General features: G+C 46.4%; 11 protein-coding genes. 1 reads left to right on the plus strand and 10 read right to left on the minus strand.

Annotated elements, in window-relative coordinates:
• The first annotated feature begins 155 nt into the window (after positions 1-155).
• The gene (locus QMA13_RS22910; protein ID WP_282936055.1) at positions 156-1,070 is read left to right on the plus strand and encodes a serine hydrolase domain-containing protein; all 915 of its coding nucleotides are present in this window, start codon (positions 156-158) and stop codon (positions 1,068-1,070) included.
• A gap of 257 nt (positions 1,071-1,327) precedes the next feature.
• On the opposite strand, the gene QMA13_RS22915 is transcribed toward QMA13_RS22910, so the two are convergent.
• From QMA13_RS22915 to QMA13_RS22960, 10 genes are all read right to left on the minus strand, one after another.
• Complete coding sequence (locus tag QMA13_RS22915; RefSeq protein WP_282936056.1) at positions 1,328-3,196, minus strand: S-layer homology domain-containing protein; 1,869 nt, start codon at positions 3,194-3,196, stop codon at positions 1,328-1,330.
• 77 nt (positions 3,197-3,273) lie between these two features.
• A complete protein-coding gene (locus QMA13_RS22920) occupies positions 3,274-8,196 on the minus strand; it encodes a pectinesterase family protein (RefSeq protein WP_282936057.1) in 4,923 nt (1,640 codons plus the stop codon).
• A gap of 59 nt (positions 8,197-8,255) precedes the next feature.
• On the minus strand, positions 8,256-10,715 hold the full coding sequence (locus tag QMA13_RS22925; protein WP_481858012.1) for a hypothetical protein: 2,460 nt from the start codon (positions 10,713-10,715) through the stop codon (positions 8,256-8,258).
• 735 nt (positions 10,716-11,450) lie between these two features.
• The gene (locus tag QMA13_RS22930) at positions 11,451-11,873 is read right to left on the minus strand and encodes a MarR family winged helix-turn-helix transcriptional regulator (protein ID WP_282936058.1); all 423 of its coding nucleotides are present in this window, start codon (positions 11,871-11,873) and stop codon (positions 11,451-11,453) included.
• 105 nt (positions 11,874-11,978) lie between these two features.
• On the minus strand, positions 11,979-12,503 hold the full coding sequence (locus QMA13_RS22935; protein ID WP_282936059.1) for a DUF2812 domain-containing protein: 525 nt from the start codon (positions 12,501-12,503) through the stop codon (positions 11,979-11,981).
• Positions 12,496-12,828, minus strand: a complete 333-nt coding sequence (locus QMA13_RS22940; RefSeq protein WP_282936060.1) for a PadR family transcriptional regulator — start codon at positions 12,826-12,828, stop codon at positions 12,496-12,498. The genes QMA13_RS22935 and QMA13_RS22940 overlap by 8 nt, the downstream gene beginning before the upstream one ends.
• A gap of 428 nt (positions 12,829-13,256) precedes the next feature.
• On the minus strand, positions 13,257-15,608 hold the full coding sequence (locus QMA13_RS22945; protein WP_282936061.1) for an ATP-dependent DNA helicase: 2,352 nt from the start codon (positions 15,606-15,608) through the stop codon (positions 13,257-13,259).
• 148 nt (positions 15,609-15,756) lie between these two features.
• Positions 15,757-17,355 (minus strand): sensor domain-containing diguanylate cyclase, encoded by a 1,599-nt coding sequence (locus QMA13_RS22950; protein WP_282936062.1) that lies wholly within the window; start codon positions 17,353-17,355, stop codon positions 15,757-15,759.
• A gap of 280 nt (positions 17,356-17,635) precedes the next feature.
• Entirely contained in the window at positions 17,636-18,079 is a 444-nt protein-coding gene (locus QMA13_RS22955) for an OsmC family protein (protein ID WP_028551595.1), read from the minus strand.
• Between the two features lie 76 nt (positions 18,080-18,155).
• A complete protein-coding gene (locus QMA13_RS22960; RefSeq protein ID WP_282936063.1) occupies positions 18,156-19,601 on the minus strand; it encodes a sulfatase family protein in 1,446 nt (481 codons plus the stop codon).

Genomic DNA, 19,601 nt, shown 5'->3' on the forward strand with positions numbered 1-19,601 from the left:
GTTGTTTTCTGAAAACCCTCGTGCAAGCACGGTAGGGGAATTTGTGTTCTGGTAGATAAAGGCGAACGTATGTTTTTGGAGGTTGTGGGAAATGTCCACTTATTTTAATATTAAATTGTCATTTTCCATAAATGGTATTATGAAGGAGACTTGTTATGGAGCTTGAAATACAACCCAATCCTCTTTTTGATCCCCTAGTTGTACATGTCGAACAAACTAGAGATGCCATTAAAGCTACGGCTTCAGCAGTTGTAGTCATTCAGAACGATCGGATAGTTACCGAATGGTATTCTGGTTATCATCACGATCAGCACGGCGCTCTCCCCGTCACATCCGATTCCCAATTTAACGTATATTCCATTAGGAAAACACACATTGCGCTAGCTTTAGCATTCGCAATCATGGATGCCGGTCTCGACCTTAATACTCCTATTAATCCATATATCGAAGATATCCCACATGATGAGATTAAGGAAATTACCTTAAGTAACGTCCTTACCAAAACAAAACCTAAATTTTTCGGAGCGGAAAAAGTAGAAGGTGAAGGGCTAGCTGCCAGAATAATTAAGGGCATTACAGGTCAAACGATATCGCAAGTTATCACAGGGAAAGTACTTGAACCGATGCAGCTTAAGAATACGCAATGGATTGCTATACCGAAAGAAGGCTTAGTCTGTGATTTCACAGCTGGCGATGGTCATGCATCTGTTAGACTTGGGTCAAATGAGGGGCATGATCGTAATTTATATATGAGCACTAAGGACCTTGCTTATTGGGGGTATCTTTTTCTAAACAATGGTAATGTAAATGGGCAGCAGATCATCCCAAATTCCATATTTCAATTATCTCAGGCATTAAGAACTGCACCTGGAAACGCCACTAAACGGATTATGGGATGGTATTATAATGAAGATTTATTTGAAGCTTACGGCGCAACTGGCTGCCATGTCGTCGTTATTCCGAAGTATAATACCGTTGCAGTCCGCATGTATAACCAGTATGCGACAGAACATACGGAGACACTTTTAAAATGTTTGCAACAAAACCCCTCCATCAGTACAGCCCGTTAACCTACAAAATGGGGCGTTTCCGAGATGACGGTTGTATTCAGAGCGTTAAGTTCGTGTCGTTCATCCTGTCAATGATCTGTCGCTCCTTTCGGTGATCAATCACTTATTATAGACTAAATATGTAAAATTATGTAATTAAAATAATAGCTATGATATTTTTACAATTTAACGCGGTATAAGGGAAAAAGAGCTGTCTCTCAATAGTTAAAACTACTGAGGGACAGCCCCTATATTTTCTATGGCTAGGTAATGCTTTGTTATAATGAATAATAAATTCTATGCAACAGTACAGCAGCTTCAGCTCTTGTAGTATTTGCCAACGGGTTCAATGTGCTTCCGCTTCCTTCCACCACACCTGCTTTGACCATCGCAGCTACATCGTTGACTGCGTAAGATGAAACTTCCGATTGATCCGCGAAAGTATTCAGATCGTCTTCCGTGCCTCCGATCGGTGCTTTCCTCGCTTTCTTCCATGCACGGGAGATGAGAACCATCATATCCTGTCGGGAGATAGGCTCTTCGGGATGGAATTTGCCATCGTCCCGTCCTTCCGCCAAACCGAGCGCTTTGGCTACACCTACAGCATGATAATAATAATCACTGGCTGCTACATCACTGAAGTTGGTTTGAACCGCTGCATTGAACCCCATAGCCTTCGTTAATAGCAGCATAAAATCCGCCCGAGTGACCTTCGTAGTCGGATCAAATTCCCTGTCTGACACACCAGTAATCACACCTTTCGACGCCATCACTTCGATAGATTTTTTGGCCCAAGGGACCGATTCCAGGTCCTCAAAGCTTTTGAATACGTAAGCTATTGCGAAGGAGCTGAAATGGGTCGTGCTAAACGTTACGTTTTCCGGGGAAGCATTATACTTCCCTGTCGGCACAGCTTCCGCTTTTCCCTGCGAATTGATATACCAGACGGTCAGATGCTCTGCGTTCTGTAGCTCCTCGTTCGCAGCCTGGTATGGAACCCCCACAGTTACGGATGCTTCCGGGTTATTAAAAGTTATGATTTGTCCGTCTACACGAACTTCCATTTGGACAACAGGGCGCTCCCCTACATTGTTCTGCACCGATACGGGAAGTGATCCTGCATCGGCTTTGCCAATCCGTATACCCATTTGCTTTGCCGCATTCAAAGATATATTGCTCAACATGTGGGATGGAATCTGGAGCGTTCCTAGCTCGGTTACAATCAATAATTCAACATTCGGCTTAATCATAAAATAGGCTGCTGGAACAAGCAGCTCATAACAAAGGGTCTCTTCTGCTTTCCCCAGCTCTATTGTGACTGTGCGTAAACCGGCGGCTTGAGCCTGCTCCAGTACACTTTTGTACAGTGCATCTTCTAATTGAGCAGAGGCTACCCCAGTGAGAGGATCTAATTGAGTATCAAGAGTGATTTTCAAACCTCCTTCTGACGAAGAAACTGGATTTTGCGGTGTCTGAGGGATTTCCAGCACGGTCGCCGCTCCTGATGACGAAGGGCGTCTGGGACTGCTGCCTATTGAAACAGTAAAAGTTGCAGTTTGCGATAAACCGCTGTCTTGCCCCCACGCTCTTATAGTGTAAGTGCCATTCGTCAGTTGACTAATAGTGTACTTGAAGTTATAAGCTCCTTTGGCTCCGGTTAAGCTTTGGTCGGAATATTCCACTACCTGATATGGATTGAGCAGCTCGACATGAATGGGATTGCCTTCAGTCGTTCCCTCAGAGCCAGAAATAAGGACGCTGCGTGTCCCATAATCAAATGTTGCGGTTACACTCGGCGCTTGCATCGGGCTTACATAGAACATCGCTGATGAAACGGTCAGTACGTTTTCTCCGCTTACTTTGACAATATAGTTCCCGTTGACTCTCTGCTTCAGCGTGTAGACAAAGGAATAATGACCCGATGCATCAACCGTTCCTTGATCCAAATAATCGAGCACATCGTTCGGATTTCTCACTTGAACCGTCACGATGCTGCCTGGAGCATTGCCTAGACTGCCCGTCACTTTAACTTGACCGCTGGAGCTCTCATAAGTAACGCTCACCGCAGGAGCAGAGGCTGCTGCAGCTGGAAGCACTAGACTGAAGCATAATAGCAGCACGATCAAAAGCACCATCGATTGTTTCAAACCTTACTCCTCCTTAGGGGGACAAAGGATAGCAGCGGCGTAGAAGCCGCCCTATCCCCATAAGCCCCTATATTCGATTAGGGAATTGTGACCACATTCGAGATCACATTCTTACTGGTCATCTGATCCCAGACAAATACTTTTAATTGGTAGCCCTCCGTTACATTCTCAGGCAGTCGTAACTGTGCGCTCGTTTCATAGCTTGAACCTCCCGGAATCGTCTGCTGCGTCATCGCGTAACGGGTCATGCGATCCTGTGCATCGAACAGAGCGATCACTACCACGCCGTTCTGACTGACATTGGAGTGGCTTGATAAATTCACCTTGACCGACACATCCCTTACCCCGTTAAGGCTGTACAGCAAGTTGCCGCCGAGGTCGCTTAACGTTGTTTTTTGAATGGTGAACTTTCCCGTTCCCCAATTTTTATTGTAAGTAATTAAGAAGGTATTCGAACCTGTATTGCCGTACTCATCCTTACCGGTGATGACGATCTCATTGCTTCCTTCCTGAAGCGGTAAAAGAATGCGCAGCGGTACATCGGCGGTCATCGCGACGTTATTGAGCAGTAACGAGCCATTAACTTTCACGATTGCCGTCGCTCCCCGGTTTACCGTTACCGAGAGCTCATAGGATGCGGTGTTGACTTCAGCAGGAACCGCCGAGGTCGGCTTGAATACAATGGCTGATTTGTTATAGGTGACATTCAATGTTTTCGAACTCGCCGCATTGCCCGCCTGGTCATTATGAACCGATACGGTAATCGTATTCAGACCTTCAATAAGCTGCAGCTTGTGACTGAAATGCGACCCTGCTTCATGGTAAACCGAATTGACAACCGTAGTACCGTTGAGAATGACATCCATATTGGCGCTATCCAGCATCGTCCCTCGGACGGAATAAGAAGGAATATCGACGGTATCCGTATTTGGGTTATCCAGGACAAAATTCGCCGAACGGCGCAATTGGACATCGCTAAAAGTGGCTGCGGCCAAATAATCGGAATTGCTTGTGGATTTTGGCGCATCGACGGCCATTCCGACATAGGCTTGGTCCTGAAGGTTCAGAACCGCAGAGCTAACGATCCCCCAGTTAACCTGATCGGTCGACACGTAGCCGGTGATCGTATTTTCCGTTCTGACAAGCTTCAACCAGAAGGGTGCCTTCAAATTACTGGAGGCGACGGCTTTCGAACCATACTTCTCCCCTTCCGCCGTTCGGTTCATAAAGAGTGCTTGCCTCCCGGTCGGCGCATTTTCCGCCGTATCTGGTGTCAAGACAACCGCCGCAGCCTGGGAATTGTCGGAAAGACTGCTCCTTACCATAAGCCCCGCTTTGGTCAAGTCATCAATTTCAGAAGCAAAGTTGACATAAGCAACCATTTCAAAATTGCCTTGGACCGGTTGATAGACGTAGTGGAACGTGTCCGAGCTGCCGCCAATGACTCCAGCTCCTTTCACGGTGAAAGCCGTCCCTTCCTGACTTGCACTGCCTTCGATTGCGGCTGAGCCTATATCCTGAGATACCCAAGGCGAGGTGTCTCCCGCTCCGTTCACATAGATGATAGTAACGGAGGACAAGGTCATTCTCCCCTCATTATCGATAGCTTTAGAATAGATATAGTGCTCTCCTTTGGGAGCCTGGTTCCAATCAAGCGAGTATGGAGCTGTACTATCCCGTCCGATCTCTTGATTACCGGAATAAAAAATGATCTGAGCAATGCCGCTATCCGCCGCAGCTTCTGCATGGAGAGATATCGTCTGCCCCTCCTTAAAAGCTTGATGCATGCGAATTCCAGTCGTTTGGACAACAGGATTTGGCAATACGGGAACAACCAGAGAGTTCATATAGTTCTCCAAATAGGTGTATCCATTCTTATCCACCATTGCGGCATCCGCAGCGTTAATGGGATCGAGTCCGTGTGCAATCTCCCAATCATCCGGCATCCCGTCATGATCGCTGTCCGCTGGAGCTGCTGCCGAATTGAGGACCGGTAATCCACCGTCGCTCTGGATCGTATTAATGATACGGCCGGTACCATTTTTCACATCAGCCACGAGCTTGGCATCGAGTGAATCCCGTTTGGGCAAAGAAGCGCCTGCGCTTTGAAGAACTTTCTCATAAGCCTCTTGAGCCGTATCCGTAATAACTGGTCCTCCTATCGGATCTTTAGCATCCGGTATTAGGATGGGCTTATACTTTCGGACAAGAGGTCCCTGAGGATTGATGGCCTTCCATTGTCCCTGGGGATTGGTTACCCAGTTATTAGCCGAGACGTCGGGTGCACCTTCCACAATATTGCCGTCAATGTACCATGTGCCGCTATTTACTTCTCCGGAAGGAGCGACGATTCGACTCTTGACCCCATCAAATGTACTGGGACCCGGCTTATAGTAATTGTTGATCATATTAATGCCAACGGCCTGTTCGCCTCCATAAGCCGAGTTACTGCCCCAGTTATAAACGACGTTGTTCCGGTAATCAATCTTGGTAGGATAATTATCCGGATCGGTTTGCCTGTCAAACCTCGGATTTCGACTGTTATGGTTGGCCAAAAGATTATGGTGATACGTAGCGTTCGTTCCGCCCCATATACCGCCATAGCCGTGAGCCCCCTTTCCATGTATGGATAGGTTGAGACTATCGCTGATAATACTCCACTGCACCGTGAAATTTTTGCGGTTCTTAATCGTGAAGGTTTCGTCAGAGCTCCAACTGAATGAACAATGATCAACAATAATATTGTTGCCCGTAATATCTGCGGCGTCGCTTAATACGTTGATCCCATCGCGAAACCGAATATAACGGATAATTTGATCGGTTCCTACATCATTGTTACCGAATTTGACCATATACCCGCTAACTGCGATTCCATCCCCCGGCGCCGTTTGGCCGGCTATCGTTAGGTTGCCCGACGTAATATCCAGTTCACGCTTCAGGTTTATGGTTCCCGACACACGGAATATTACGGTTCTATTACCTGCGCTTACCGCATCGCGAAGGGAACCTTGAATAGGAGCTTCTCCTGCTGATATATCGTAGTCATCCAAAGTCGTCACTTCATAAACCTGACCGCCTCTGCCTCCTTTGGCATACATGGCAGCCCCTTCCGCACCTGGAAAGGCAGGAACTCGCGGAACAGCATCGCGATCAATCCTCACGATTACGGATTGGATGGCGCTTACATTTCCAGCCTTATCGACATAACGGAACTGGATAATGTTATCGCCTTGCTCACTGACTTCAAATTCAGCCGCATACCCTTTCCAATCTCCGTCATTGATCCTGTATTGAACCCGTCCTTCTTCAGGAAGCTCCTGATTCTCCTCAATAGATATCATGACAGGCTTCGTGTACGAACCGTTCTGACCATCCGGCAGTGCAGGAGCAACTGTAGCCTTTAATTCGGGAAACATCTGAGGAATAATAATCGAGCGGGATGGGTCCCAGCCGTCAAACATGCGGGGAATGGTGAGCTCGCTGGCTTCTGCAGCGGTCATTTGAGTTCCCATGACTCTGGTAGCAGGACTTGCTCCCGGACCGGTGCTGTTGTATTCCGCAAATGTATACGTCTCTACCTGCATCGTCGTCCAGCCGAGCGGATCGATATGATCATCCATATACGTATTGATGAAGCGGACAACCGGATTATCTTGCCAAGGTCTGCCTAGAAAATGCTTGCCTTGCACGCTGCTGTCCTTCAATAAACGTGAATTTAGGAATACAAGTCCGGGATCGGTTTGATTCTTTGTAGCCGCCGCCGTCACATACCCGCTGCTGTCAGCCTTGTTAATACTGATGGCATCCACATGATCGAACACAGCGGCACTGGCCGGGCCATAAATAAAGTCGGTACGTCCGACAATCGTGCTGTTACGGTAATATTGTCTTCCAATTCGCGGGCTTTCGGCTCGAATTCCTGCATACAGCGTATCCTGATAGCCAAGAAGCCGTACATTTTCCATCACGACCTGGTCTGCTTGGACAGCTAACGCGACGGCTTGCCCGTCAGCAGGTTTGGCACTATTCTCAATCGTAAGGTTCATCGCCGTAAAATGATCCCCTTTGACTACTACTGTTGCTGCTGATATAAACTGATCCGGATTTGTCGCATTCGATTTATTGCTTGTTATTTTGGTATGCTCGGTTCCTTCCCCCACCAGGCTTACATAAGGCGGCGTAATAACAACATTCTCGGTATACGTCCCCTTTTTTATATAAATTACCGTACGCAGGGTGTTATTGGAGTCAATGGCTGCAAGAGCGTCTTTCACGTTGGTGAAATCGCCACTTCCATCCTGAGCTACCGATATCACTTTGGCCGGGGACACTGCCAGCTCCTTCGCCGGCTGGCCCTCGCCGTTAGCGTTCAGGGCTGTAACCACATAGTAGTACGTTTGTCCGTTCTGAATGGAGGCGGCGTTCCCTTCCGTGACTATATCCTTGAAAGATAAATCTGTCAGGCCGCTTGCTATTGTCGTATAAGGTCCTCCGCTCGTGCCGCTTCTTTTCACGTTGTAGCTGGCTGCATCGGACGTCTTGGACCACGTCAACTCTACACTCCCGTAATAGGCTGTAGAAGCAAAATCTGTGGGAGGCACGGGAACACCGGCAAGGGGAACATAAGGCGATGCTTTAGCCTGATTGGAAATCATGCTCTCCGTCGATGCATTAGTTGCCGTAACTACGTAGTAATAAACACTGCCATTTTCTGCGCTCAAGTCCGTATAACTCGTTGCGGCATGGTTGCTTTGGATAACGGAATAAGGCCCCCCGTTCACCATACTTCGCTTGATCTGATAAGCCGCCGCACCGGGCAAGGCATCCCAAGATAAAGTGACCTGATGATTGGCCGGCACTGCTTGAAGCGCCTTGGGCTGCTCCAAAGGCGGTATCGATTGCACCGCTGCGAAAGCGGCAGAAGAACCGGTAAATGGGCTTATCGGCATGAGATTCAGGCTGATCACAAGGCACAGCCCCACTCGCAGGGCATTCTTCATATCCTAACCTCCTTATGTTTGACTAGCGAAACTATGATCCATGCTCATCTTAGCTATTTTTACAGCTCAAATACATCTGAGTAAGGCTTCATTCCCGTAAGACTATCCCATATGAACGCTTTTACCTTATAGCCGTTTGTTTGGGAAGGGAGTGTAAAGCCGGCATATAACGTTTTCGTTTGTCCCGGTTCGAGGTCCGCGTCGACGCTGGAGTAATCCACCATGGAATTGCTGCTGTCGTAAAGCACGAACCATAAAGTAACATGCTTATGGGAAGACGTCGGGTTCGTTACTTGCTTTTGCGCAAGCATATCCTTCGATGGAGTAATGGCGGTGATTTGCTTTCCTTCCAAGTCAACGGTCTCAGGCGGGCCCATCCAAAATACATATTGAACGACATAGTTAACCGTACTCCTATTACCGGCTGTATCTACAGCAGATACTTCTATGGTGTTGCTGCCCTCTTTTAAATTAAGCGGATAAGCAAACGGAACTTGCCCGGTCTGCGATACGGAATCCGCCACGATGGTGCCGTTTAGCTTTACCGTCAGCAATACAGATTTGCTCAAGCTTCCGTGTAATATATAACCTGCTTCCTTGACGACCGGAGGCGGGGCAGCAATCTGAAACTCAGGCGAGATCTGATCATAAGTAACGGTCGCGGTAACCATATCGAAGAACGCGGCATTCGGCCTTTGTGCGATAACCTCAACGAGATTAGCACCCGGCACCAGCTTCAGATCCACCATATACTGATTTTGGGTCAACAAGGTGTTGTATACGAGCGATTTGTTCTGGTAAACCGATAAGGTTACTGTACTGCTATAAACGTTCTGATAGACAGAGGACGACACGCTTCCGGCATACACATTCTCCGCAACCGTACCGGATATCGTATAGTTCGCAAGATTCGTATAGGGTTTGACCGGATCCAGCTTCAAGTCAGTGGGAACGCGCTCCGCAAACATGAAGTAACCCGCATTATTGCCACTGTTGTATTCGGTATAATTATTCCAAGGCATGACGACCTCTTCTTGGGCCCCATACATCTTTTTATAGATTTTAAAAGAATAGGTGAGAGCCGGATCAGCCAACTGAATGACCTCCCCTGTATCCGTCCATCCCTCACTTGCTTTCAGCCAATCTGGCAGAGTTTCCCGCTGATCCATAGCTACATAAACAGCCGTTTTATCCCGAACGGAAAAGGTCGCTATTTGCGGATAAGGACCGCTGTATTTCATCGTATCGACATGGGTTTTGATCCAATCTGCCTTCTGGTACTTCTCGGGTAGGGAGACGATCTTGAGCGGTGAAGCTCTATCGGCGAACGGTTCATCTCCTATTTTCAATCCTGCATGAATAGACCATCTATGCGCTTGATAATTGTTGTAAGCATTGACGGTTCCCATAATACTGTCAGCAGGTGGTTCAATGGGAGTGACGGCATACGGCGTCGCTTCGAACTGCGTGATCTTCCCTTCAATATCCACCTTTGCTACTTCATCCCTCGTAATGGCCGCTACACCGATGATGTATTTCTTGCCGTTCGTTAGTTTGACTGTTTTGTTCAGTGTATAATCCCATTCGTTCCCTGCCGAAGGAGAGGCTAGAATAGGAATGGTCTGTGGGGTGCCTGTGTAAGTGGCGGTTGTATACCATGGGTCTTCCTCCCTCGCTTTAATTTTAATAGAATACTTGGTTACCGCCGTATCAGGGTAAATCCACATCGCGATCGACTGATCACGCCCAACCCAATAAGCGATTTGCGGCGCATCTGGCTCTTTCGGGGGAGTGTGAGTAACTTTGACGTTGCGGACATATACCTCCCCATTGCCGGCGGGAGTTCCGATAACCAGCTTTTTGAAATTAAAGGCATTTGAATTATCGTTAGAAAATAAATTGGCTTTATCCCTGGCTCTAATCTCTACTCCGTCCAGCCAAAGGCTAAACCTTTTATTCAGCGTATTGACTTCCAGCTTCATTGTATGCCATTGATTCAACTGGTAAGGAATTTTCAAATCGGTCGGGGCGGTATCCGTCCAATACACCGCACCCTTGCTCGGATCCAGGCCGCTTATCACCAAATATTTGCTGCTCGTGCCGCTGCCGGAATTATACAACTGAAGCAGCTGGTCCTGCTTCTTTGCACTGCCAGGCTGCATGAATGTAATCTCAGCGGTAATCGTTCCGGTTTTGCTCTCCCCGAACGTTTTGCTGATGAGAAAAGGGCTCGCTCCTGCATCATTAACGGCGAGATGCAATGCTTTTTGCTTGCTGCTCGGTTCCTCTTGAATCGTAGCGTCGCTCGTAGCCCCGGAAGGAAGCGTAGAATAATCGAAGCCCAATTGGGCGGCGGATTGCCCTTCCACTGCGGTCGAGAAATCTTTCTCTAACAAGGTGATCTGCCCATCGTTGACAGTCGCAGCGGATGCAGGAGCCTGATTCAACAGGCTGCCTCCGATAGCTAGTGGCTGAAGCAGAAGGGCACAGCACAATATTTTTTGAATTATCATACGCAATCGTAACACCTCCGAATTCAGTGAATGCAGAATTAATTTGCAAACGTTTTCAGTTTTGGGTTGAATACAGCACTCCTTTCTAAGTGTGTTATTAGAACTGCTTCTTTCTTGACTACTGTAATACAAAAAAACACCTGCCATATTAGGGCAGGTGTTGCATTTTCATAGGGAGAAACGATCATTTGGGGACAACACTCCCCAGGTCATCTGCGTTTAGCGTACCCTTTTCAATAGACGGAATGCTAACTTAGCCTGGCGTCATTTTTGTATTTTTTTAACCAATTCATGATTGTATCAACGGCTTCCGTATATCTCTGCCCTACGAGCACGCCGGTATGAGTTGTGTTCCAAAGCCCATTATATTCAGCACGGAGGTGCTCCGCTGTCACCTTACCCCGACGGTCGTCATCATCACAGTTCACTGCTTTGATAACCAAGCACGGGCAAGAAATGGAACTGCTATCTATGGATATACCCTTTGATTCGATTGAAAAAACAAAAGCGTTAAATGCCTTTGATGACTCCATTGTTAGATACTTTCTTTGAAATTCAATGTCATCTGCTGTTTCATCTATGCTTGAAAGCTCTTCACGGGTTCCCCCTCAAATATCTCTAAAAATAAATCATTTTCCCCAATGTATTTCTCCATATGATCGGGCAACTCGTTCGTAAAATCTCTCACGATTATTTCCTCCTCACATTTGATTTGATATCAAACTATATATTGAAAAAAATTTATAAGTTGTTATATATCTTTTTTAGAATGCTTAGCAGCTCTTCTTTTTCTTTTTCAGAGATGTTTAAGTAAAACACGTCTAACATTTCGGTAGATATTGATTCAAAGATCGGCTTCAGTTCATTACCCTTATGGGTTAGAGCAACATAAACAACCCTCGTGTCCTCTCTGTCCCTTTCCTTTGTCACATATCCGAGCCGAACCAACTTATCAACAAGTGCTGTGACTGTAGACTTATCCTTATTAATTCTTTTAGAAATGTCGGCCATAGTGAGTCTAGGCTTCTTAAATAACGCATAGAAGATATCACCATGCGAAGTGCCAATACCGTCTATTCCACACTTCACCATCTCTGCTACAATAAACCGGTTAACTTTCTCTCTAATTTTAGAAATTAATGAAATAGCATCTCTATTTTCCATAATCGTATTATAGTTTGACGTCAAACTAATGTCAATACGCTAGCTGAGCAAAGTGCTGCTACGTGATGTACGGAGTCGCTTTTGTTGGGGGAAGCAGCTGCCACGTCATTTCAGGGCATCCCGCTTTTTCTTCATCTTATTAGTAGCACTTGTCATACGGACCAAGGAGTAGATAAGGATACCGAATAAGATGACGTATAGGATCAGAATGTACGGGTATTTCCAGATGGTGTTTGTGATGGCGGTCATGATTGGGATCTGGGTAGTGATAAGGACTACAAAAACTCCCGACAATCGGTTGTTCCGCTCAATCAGCGAATCAAGATCGGTATAAATTTCCGGGCGTGTACCGGTATAAGGCATTCTCCATAAGTACCAGCCGCTGCTCTCGTAAATGTATTCCCAGCCGGTATCTTGAAAGATACTCATGTAATTGGAATCCTTTTTGTTCTGGTAATCTATACAATAGCGAATTTGTCGAGGCTGACCCTTCTCAAAATAAAACCGTGTCACCGCTTGCTGGACCTTTACGAGATGCCAGCCTTCAGCCTCCATTTCCTCCAGCCAGTTTTCTACTGTCTCCGGATTCCATGCCCACCACCATTTGAACACCCGTTTGCTCTCATTCATCTAACTTCCCCTCGACTTTCTTGGCATTATGGTAAAGCTCCCCGATCCGGCCCATTTCCGCCTTCAGCAGTGTCTTACCGGCAGAGGTTACCTGGTACAGCTTACGTCTGTCCTCTTCGGCGATGATGCCAATCAAGCCGTCCTTCTCCATACGAGACAAGCTTCCGTATAGCGTGCCCGCCCCGAGTCGTATCCGGCCGCCGGTTATTTCGTCCACATGCTGCATGATGCCGTATCCATGGCGGACCTCCAGCAGGGATAGCAGCGTATAAAAAGCTGTCTCAGACATCGGAATGTATTGTTCTAATAGCTTATTGATGTTCATAGGGCCTACTTTCCCGCATCGAAGCCGCATTTGGCTTATTATATCGCGCTGTGATATATCGTGATACGATCTATCATGGAGTGATTATATCACGCGGCGATATAGTGCGCAATAGGCTTTTAAAAGGAGGAAAAGGTAAAGAGGTACCACTAACAAAACGCGAGTTTCGCACGTTTAGCAAATTCGATGTATTAAAAAACTCGATTTCCTGCAGTTAAGGAAATCGAGTTCTTTGTCATAGTAGATTACTTCATTACAGATCCAGCAACACTTATCGGCGTGGGTATTATGTTATTAGATTGGCGGTTGCCCCACTTGTGTGCTCAAATCTGTATATCCGGCAGTTGCAAGAAAGTTACTTATGTCCCCCACATCAGCGCCCAAAAGCCTTGTCCAATTAAGAAATGAACGTGGCACCCGTTATTCACTTAAGGCTCGTAGCTGCTGAAAGATTCGATAACTCTTCTCCCTTGCTCCAATCTTGGAATCTCCATAACTTTCAGCGGCTTCCACTCATCGGGCAGCAGTTGCTGGTATTTTATCTGGGAGAAACGGTCGTCAATGAGCAGCAGCGTTCCTTGATCGGTTTCCGTTCGTATCAATCGGCCTCCGGCCTGCAGAACTTTATTGATTCCAGGATACACATAAGCGTAATCGAAGCCGCTGCGGCCTCGAGCATCAAAATAACGTTTAATAATATCCCGCTCCTGCCCCACTTGAGGCAGACCGACCCCGACAACGATGGTCCCTGTCAGCCGTTCTCCTGCAAGGTCAATCCCCTCAGAGAATAGGCCCCCCATTACTGCGAATGCGATGCAGCGCTTGTCTCGTTCTGGCTGAAACGACGCGAGAAACGCTTCGCGCTCCGGCTCTGTCATTACAGGCTGCTGAACGATGATGTCCGCTTCGATAGGCTGCTCCATAAAACGTTCATATACCTCATTTAGATAATCGTAGGAAGGGAAAAAAATTAGAAAGTTGCCTTTCTTCTCCTGCAATACTTGATGAATACCGTCTGCGATCCGACCTTTGGTAGCTTCCCTGTCGCGATAGCGGGTGGAAAGCGGCAATAACCATACGTCCAGCTGTTCCTTATGAAAAGGCGACGGAATCGTGAGTACGTAGTCATCAAGCGATCCGCCCAACATATCACGGTAATAGGAGAGCGGAGAAAGCGTTGCCGAGAAAAACACCTGTGAACGGTAACCTTTGCTCATTTGGCTCAGCAAGGTGGAAGGATCAAGGCAAAATAGCTTGAGCCGAACATCGCTTCGGTCTATCTCTGCATAAGTGACATAAGCGTCGTTATAATATCCCGCTATGCGAATAAAACTCTGAGCTGCAAAGTAGGCTTCCAGCAGCTGTTGCTGCGCTTCTCCTGCGGAAGACCGGCTAATGAAAGCCGAGGAAAGCTCCTCCTCCGCCGCTTCTGCGAAAGCTTCGACCAGCGGGAGCAATTCCTCAGGGGGCTCTGGCTGTTCGAAGGTTTTACTTTCAGCGTGGGCTTTTCGCCAATGAATGAAATAATCGTTAATATCTTTGGCTGCGCCGGCTACCCAGCGGCTGATCCCTTTGTAATCCCTTTTTAGCTGCAGGAACGGAGCTTTGCTTAGCTCAGCCGAGAACATCTCTCTTCCACGATCGACCAAATTATGTGCCTCGTCGATAAGAAGCGCTGTCTGTTTCTTTTGTTCCTCGTACAGCCTCTTCAAGGAAGTCCGCGGATCAAAAATATAATTATAATCGCAAATTACTGCATCAACGACATACGATACATCCAGCGAATATTCAAAGGGGCACACCGTATGTTTACGGGCGTAGTTCTCGAACGTCTCTCGTGTTATCAACGTTTCGTTGCTTAAAATATCCAGGACTGCCTCATTGATGCGATCGTAATATCCATTGGCAAATTCGCAATATTCTTTTTGACATAGGGTCTCTTCCTTGAAACAAATCTTATCCTTAGCAGTCAGCGTAGCACATCTCAAATGAAGACCCTTGTTTTGCATAAAGTCGAAGGCTTGCTCTGCAGCCGTCCGTGTAATCGTCTTGGCGGTCAAGTAAAACATCCGTTGAAGCTCGCCTTCGCCGATCGCTTTAACCGCCGGGAATAAAGTGGATATCGTCTTTCCCGTTCCCGTAGGTGCTTTGGCGAACAGCTTTTGCCGTTCTACAATGGATTTATAGACGGCGCCAGCGAACAATCTTTGCCCTTGACGATAGGAATCAAATGGGAAGGCGAGCTCACGAATGCTGTGATTTCGCTTTTCCTCATATTCGAGCTGCATGACGGCAAAAGGTTCATAGGCTGCCGCTAAAGATTGAATGATTGACTCAAGCTCGACAATCTTGACACCTCTTAAAAATCGCTTCTGCTGCTCCGTACCGATCTGTACATAGGTTAGGCGAACGCTTAAGCTCTCCAGTCCCTCCTGTTTGGCAAAGAAATAAGCGTAACAATAGGCCTGGGCCCAATGGACCGGATAAGTATCAGCCTCAATGTGGTCTAGACTCCCACCCGTAGATTTGATTTCTTCTATCGTAAACCCTACACCGTCTGACAATATTCCGTCACACCGGCCCTCCACCTGCAGCTCTATATCTCCATAATGTAGGATGCCTGCCAGATGAACCTCTTTTTGGTCAAGCTCGGTGTAATTTTTTTGGATTTGTTGATGCGCTTTGGTCCCCTCCTGCAAGGAGGCGGTTGTTCGAAAACCCGACTCAATACTTCCTGAGCGGTGCACATATTCCACCAGTGATCTTACCGATACTTTCATGATATGGGACATAATGCACCTGCCTTACGGTAAGGTTCTAATGCTCGTAAACAAAACATATGTTCCTATTATATCATACGATGCAAGGAATTGTAAAAACTTGTACAGATCGGTTGCAGGACTGATCGGAACGTAACCATCCAGTAAGTCATTCCATCCCTACCACAATTGTTCGGTTACGGCCGGTCTCCTTGGCTTTGTATAACGCCTGATCAGCCAAATGAAACAAAGTCTCCGCAGTCTGCGCGTGGGAAGGATAGTGAGCAATTCCTAGTGATACTGTAACCGTCCTCCCGCTAGGGTTTACGCTCTGTTCCATGCTTATGCGGATTCGTTCGGCAACCAGTCTCGCCTCGATCAATGTGGCATGAGGGAGCAGTACGACGAATTCTTCTCCACCAAAACGGCAGCCAATGTCGCCCACCCTAATAGATTGAATGACAATCCGGGCCAAATGCTTCAGCACTTCATCGCCTATTAGATGACCGTAAGTATCATTAATGGATTTGAAGCGATCTAAGTCCATGACGATCAGACTAAAGGGGGACTGCTCTGACGTCCATTGGTTCAGCAGTGTCTCGAGAGTTCTCCGGTTCGTTAAACCTGTTAACGGGTCGGTCATTGCGGCGTGGGCGAGCTGATCGGTTTGTATTTGCAAGCCATGAAAAGCATCGGTAATCGTCCTCGTCAACAAGTCAGCCTCACGATTCCAGTGCCGCGTTATATCGGGCGGAGTGACTCTGGCTCCTTGCCCCAGACGAGTAACGAGATCGGCCAGCGATACGAATGGACTCGCCAGCTTGCGAGCAATCCGTATGGCGCCTACCAACAATAACGTGAATGGAAGAAGTGTATAAAAGAAAATGGATCGAATGAGCCGGTTTAATTGTTCGTACACGACACTGATAGGGGAGTTTACAATGATACCCCAGCCATTTTCCGTCACTGGCGAATAGCCAGCAAGCAAAGCGACGCCAAGCGTATTTACAACGAGCTCGTGACCGCTCTTTCCTTGAAGCACTTTTTGCACGACCTGATTGGCACTTACATTTTCTCCTAAACGACTTTTCTCCGGATGAAATAATAAATTACCCTTTGTATCAACGACATAAAGATAGGAACCGGATTCATCGTAATGGCTAGTTCCAAAAATTGTATTCAGTACATTCGTTTCATCCAAATACAGTGTTCCTGCAAGAAAGCCGCGGTATGTGCCGTCATGATCGAATAAGGGCTCGCTCATTAAAACAATAAGACGACCGGTTGAAGTGGAGGTATACGGTAGGGATATATATGATTTACGTGAGGCCAATGCTTCCCATGCTGCCGGGGTTGAAATCCGCTGCCCGATATTCCCGATAGATGAGGGCGCCATACTGCGGAAAATTCCATTCTCATCAATCACGGCGATGGAATTGAAATAATTACTGTTATGACGGAGCAGCTCGAGCTGGTTTTGCATGTTTTGTTCACTCATTTGGCTATTGCTCGACAAATAGGCTGCGGTAAAGACGAGACTATTGCGCATGGATTTGAATAAGGAGTCCATCGTCTGGCTCATTTTGTCAGCTGTGGAGTAATTAAGCGTCAGCGTCGTAGTAAAAAGCGATTGCTTGTTAGATTGGTATGAGGCGAAAAGCAGAATTGTTAACGTTAATAAGACAGAGACGGAAACCAGCCCAATTAAAAGCGTAGTGAGACTGATTTTGTTCTTCCCGAGCTTTCGGTAATTGTGAAGATTAGGCATGGCATGACCCTCTTTTATCTATTTATAATCACCTATCGATATTATTCGACATCTTTTTCTTTTTCCCTTTGGCAGAACTTACTCTGTACTAGCAGCAGACCGGTGGAAAAAGGTTTACAAAAGGGATGGAATTATCGGATTGTTAGATGACAGAAAAGGCTCTTCAGGAAAACCTCTACTAAGGGAAATAAATCCGGAGGAAGTCATTGCAAAGCAAGAGGAAAGAAATAGTCTCCTTATTACAGAATAAAACACCCTAATAGGGTGTTAGTTTGAATGATTAGTTTTCGATGATAATACCGCTTAATTTAAGATTTACTAGATTAGCTACTGTATCTCCGACTGGGCAAGTTTCCTCCAAAAACTTTACAAACTCTTCGACTTGCTCTCTGGCAGCATCTGTTTTGATATGGAAAGTGTATCGGATATCAGAATATCCTGGACGAACATCCGACTTTTTAAAGAATCCATCCAAGTCGAGATCTCCCTCTACTTCAACCCAAAAATCATCAAGACGAATATTAAATTTCTTAGCATACACCCTGGCAACGATAGATTGGCAAGCTCCTAATGAACCGAGTAGCGCTTCTACTGGATTCATTCCAGTATCTGTTCCCCCTAAACTTTTAGGCTCATCAATCGTAAACTCGAAATTTCTGGAACGAACTTTGACAACTACACCTTCTTGCAAATGTGCAGTCGCTTTGAATGTTGTAATAGCTATGATAATCACCCCTTAGTGTATGTTAATTCAAAACCATAATATCATATAATTCCTATAGTGTTAATATAATATTATCTCATGCTTTGAACTCGGTGTAGTCTTTAAGAAACTTGTCATAGAGGATCTCTGGCAATTCCAGCAAATCGTTCGTAACCTGCATATGTTCCTGCAGATGAATCAACATCTGTTCTATGCGTGTCCGGTGAGTATGATCTTGGAAAGCAAGATTTTCTCTCTCTTGTGGGTCGCTGATTACGTTATACAGCTCGACAAATGTCTCATCCTTAAACATATCGATGATTAGCTTATAGTCGCCATCGACGATACATCTTTGGAAGTTGCCTCTTCCCCCATTGCCGTCATATTGAATAAAGATTCTCTCGCGTCCTAATGTACTACCAGCAATTAATGGCATGAGTGATCGGCCGGACATGGGAGACTTATGCTGGATCTGCATATAATCGCAAATGGTCGGCAGCACATCGATACTGCTTACCAGCGTGTTACAAGAAGCTACGGAGGGTTTAAAATCAACAGGAAACTTCATAAAAAGCGGCGTGCGAACGGATTCTTCATACATACACATTTTTTGCCATAATCCATGTGAACCCAGCATCTCTCCGTGATCACTTGTAAAAATAATTAGGCTATTATCGTACATATCTTCTCGTTTCAACTCATCAATAATTTTGCAGACACAATGATCAAGCAGCGATACTAAGCCCAGATAGACCTTCCAAGTCTGCTTCCATTCTTCCCTTGAGTATCGTGCTCCAATCGCACCGGTCAAGTTATACAATTGAAGTGGAGACTGATTACTGCACCATTCCCCTACGTTCACTGGCAGTTCCACCTCATCGACCTTGGAGAACCAAGGGTCAGGAATATTCAAAGGTGGGTGAGGGGCGTGAAACATTGCGTTGAGAAGAAACGGTTTGGTCCGATCCCTCTTTCTAATAGCTTCAACGGAGTCTCTCGCTATAAACTCGTCGATAAAGTAATCTGACTCCTCTTCGTAACGGCCAACTGTTGGTATCGAATAGGCTTTTGGACGCGTAATCGTTCCATTTGCCATCTCAGGCACAATTCCCCTATAGTTCGGTCCACCCGGTTTAACCTTGTTACTTTCCTTTAAGAACGCTTCATATCTGCCCTCAAGTTTCCTCCAGTTGGTTTTGCTGTCAGGGGATTTATCCAAGCCTGATGCCATTTGTAAATGCTGTTTCCCTGTATGCCAGCTGTCCCACATATCCTCCATGAGCCCATATAGATGGGGATGCTCGGGGCTTACCTTGGAATGGGTTTCCTCACCACGATTGATTAAACAGCCGGTTTCGTTAGGATATTTGCCGGTAAAGAATGCCCCGCGTGCAGGTACGCAGATAGGAGAGGCACAGTAAGCTCTTTCAAATACAATGCTTTTTTCTTTCAATTGATTTATGTTCGGGGTATAGCTGCCGATGGCATCCAGCCTTAATTGATCCGCCATTATAATAATGAGATTAGGGTGTTCGTTTCTCAT

The organism is Paenibacillus sp. RC67 (genome assembly GCF_030020805.1).
Classification (GTDB): Bacteria; Bacillota; Bacilli; order Paenibacillales; family NBRC-103111; genus Paenibacillus_S.

Excerpts from the sequence above, each read along its gene's own strand:
- QMA13_RS22910 (WP_282936055.1), top strand. The coding sequence starts at position 156 with ATGGAGCTTGAAATACAACCCAATCCTCTTTTTGATCCCCTAGTTGTA.
- QMA13_RS22920 (WP_282936057.1), bottom strand. The coding sequence starts at position 8,196 with ATGAAGAATGCCCTGCGAGTGGGGCTGTGCCTTGTGATCAGCCTGAAT.
- QMA13_RS22930 (WP_282936058.1), bottom strand. The coding sequence starts at position 11,873 with ATGGAAAATAGAGATGCTATTTCATTAATTTCTAAAATTAGAGAGAAA.
- QMA13_RS22935 (WP_282936059.1), bottom strand. The coding sequence starts at position 12,503 with ATGAATGAGAGCAAACGGGTGTTCAAATGGTGGTGGGCATGGAATCCG.
- QMA13_RS22940 (WP_282936060.1), bottom strand. The coding sequence starts at position 12,828 with ATGAACATCAATAAGCTATTAGAACAATACATTCCGATGTCTGAGACA.
- QMA13_RS22945 (WP_282936061.1), bottom strand. The coding sequence starts at position 15,608 with ATGAAAGTATCGGTAAGATCACTGGTGGAATATGTGCACCGCTCAGGA.
- QMA13_RS22950 (WP_282936062.1), bottom strand. The coding sequence starts at position 17,355 with ATGCCTAATCTTCACAATTACCGAAAGCTCGGGAAGAACAAAATCAGT.
- QMA13_RS22960 (WP_282936063.1), bottom strand. The coding sequence starts at position 19,601 with ATGAGAAACGAACACCCTAATCTCATTATTATAATGGCGGATCAATTA.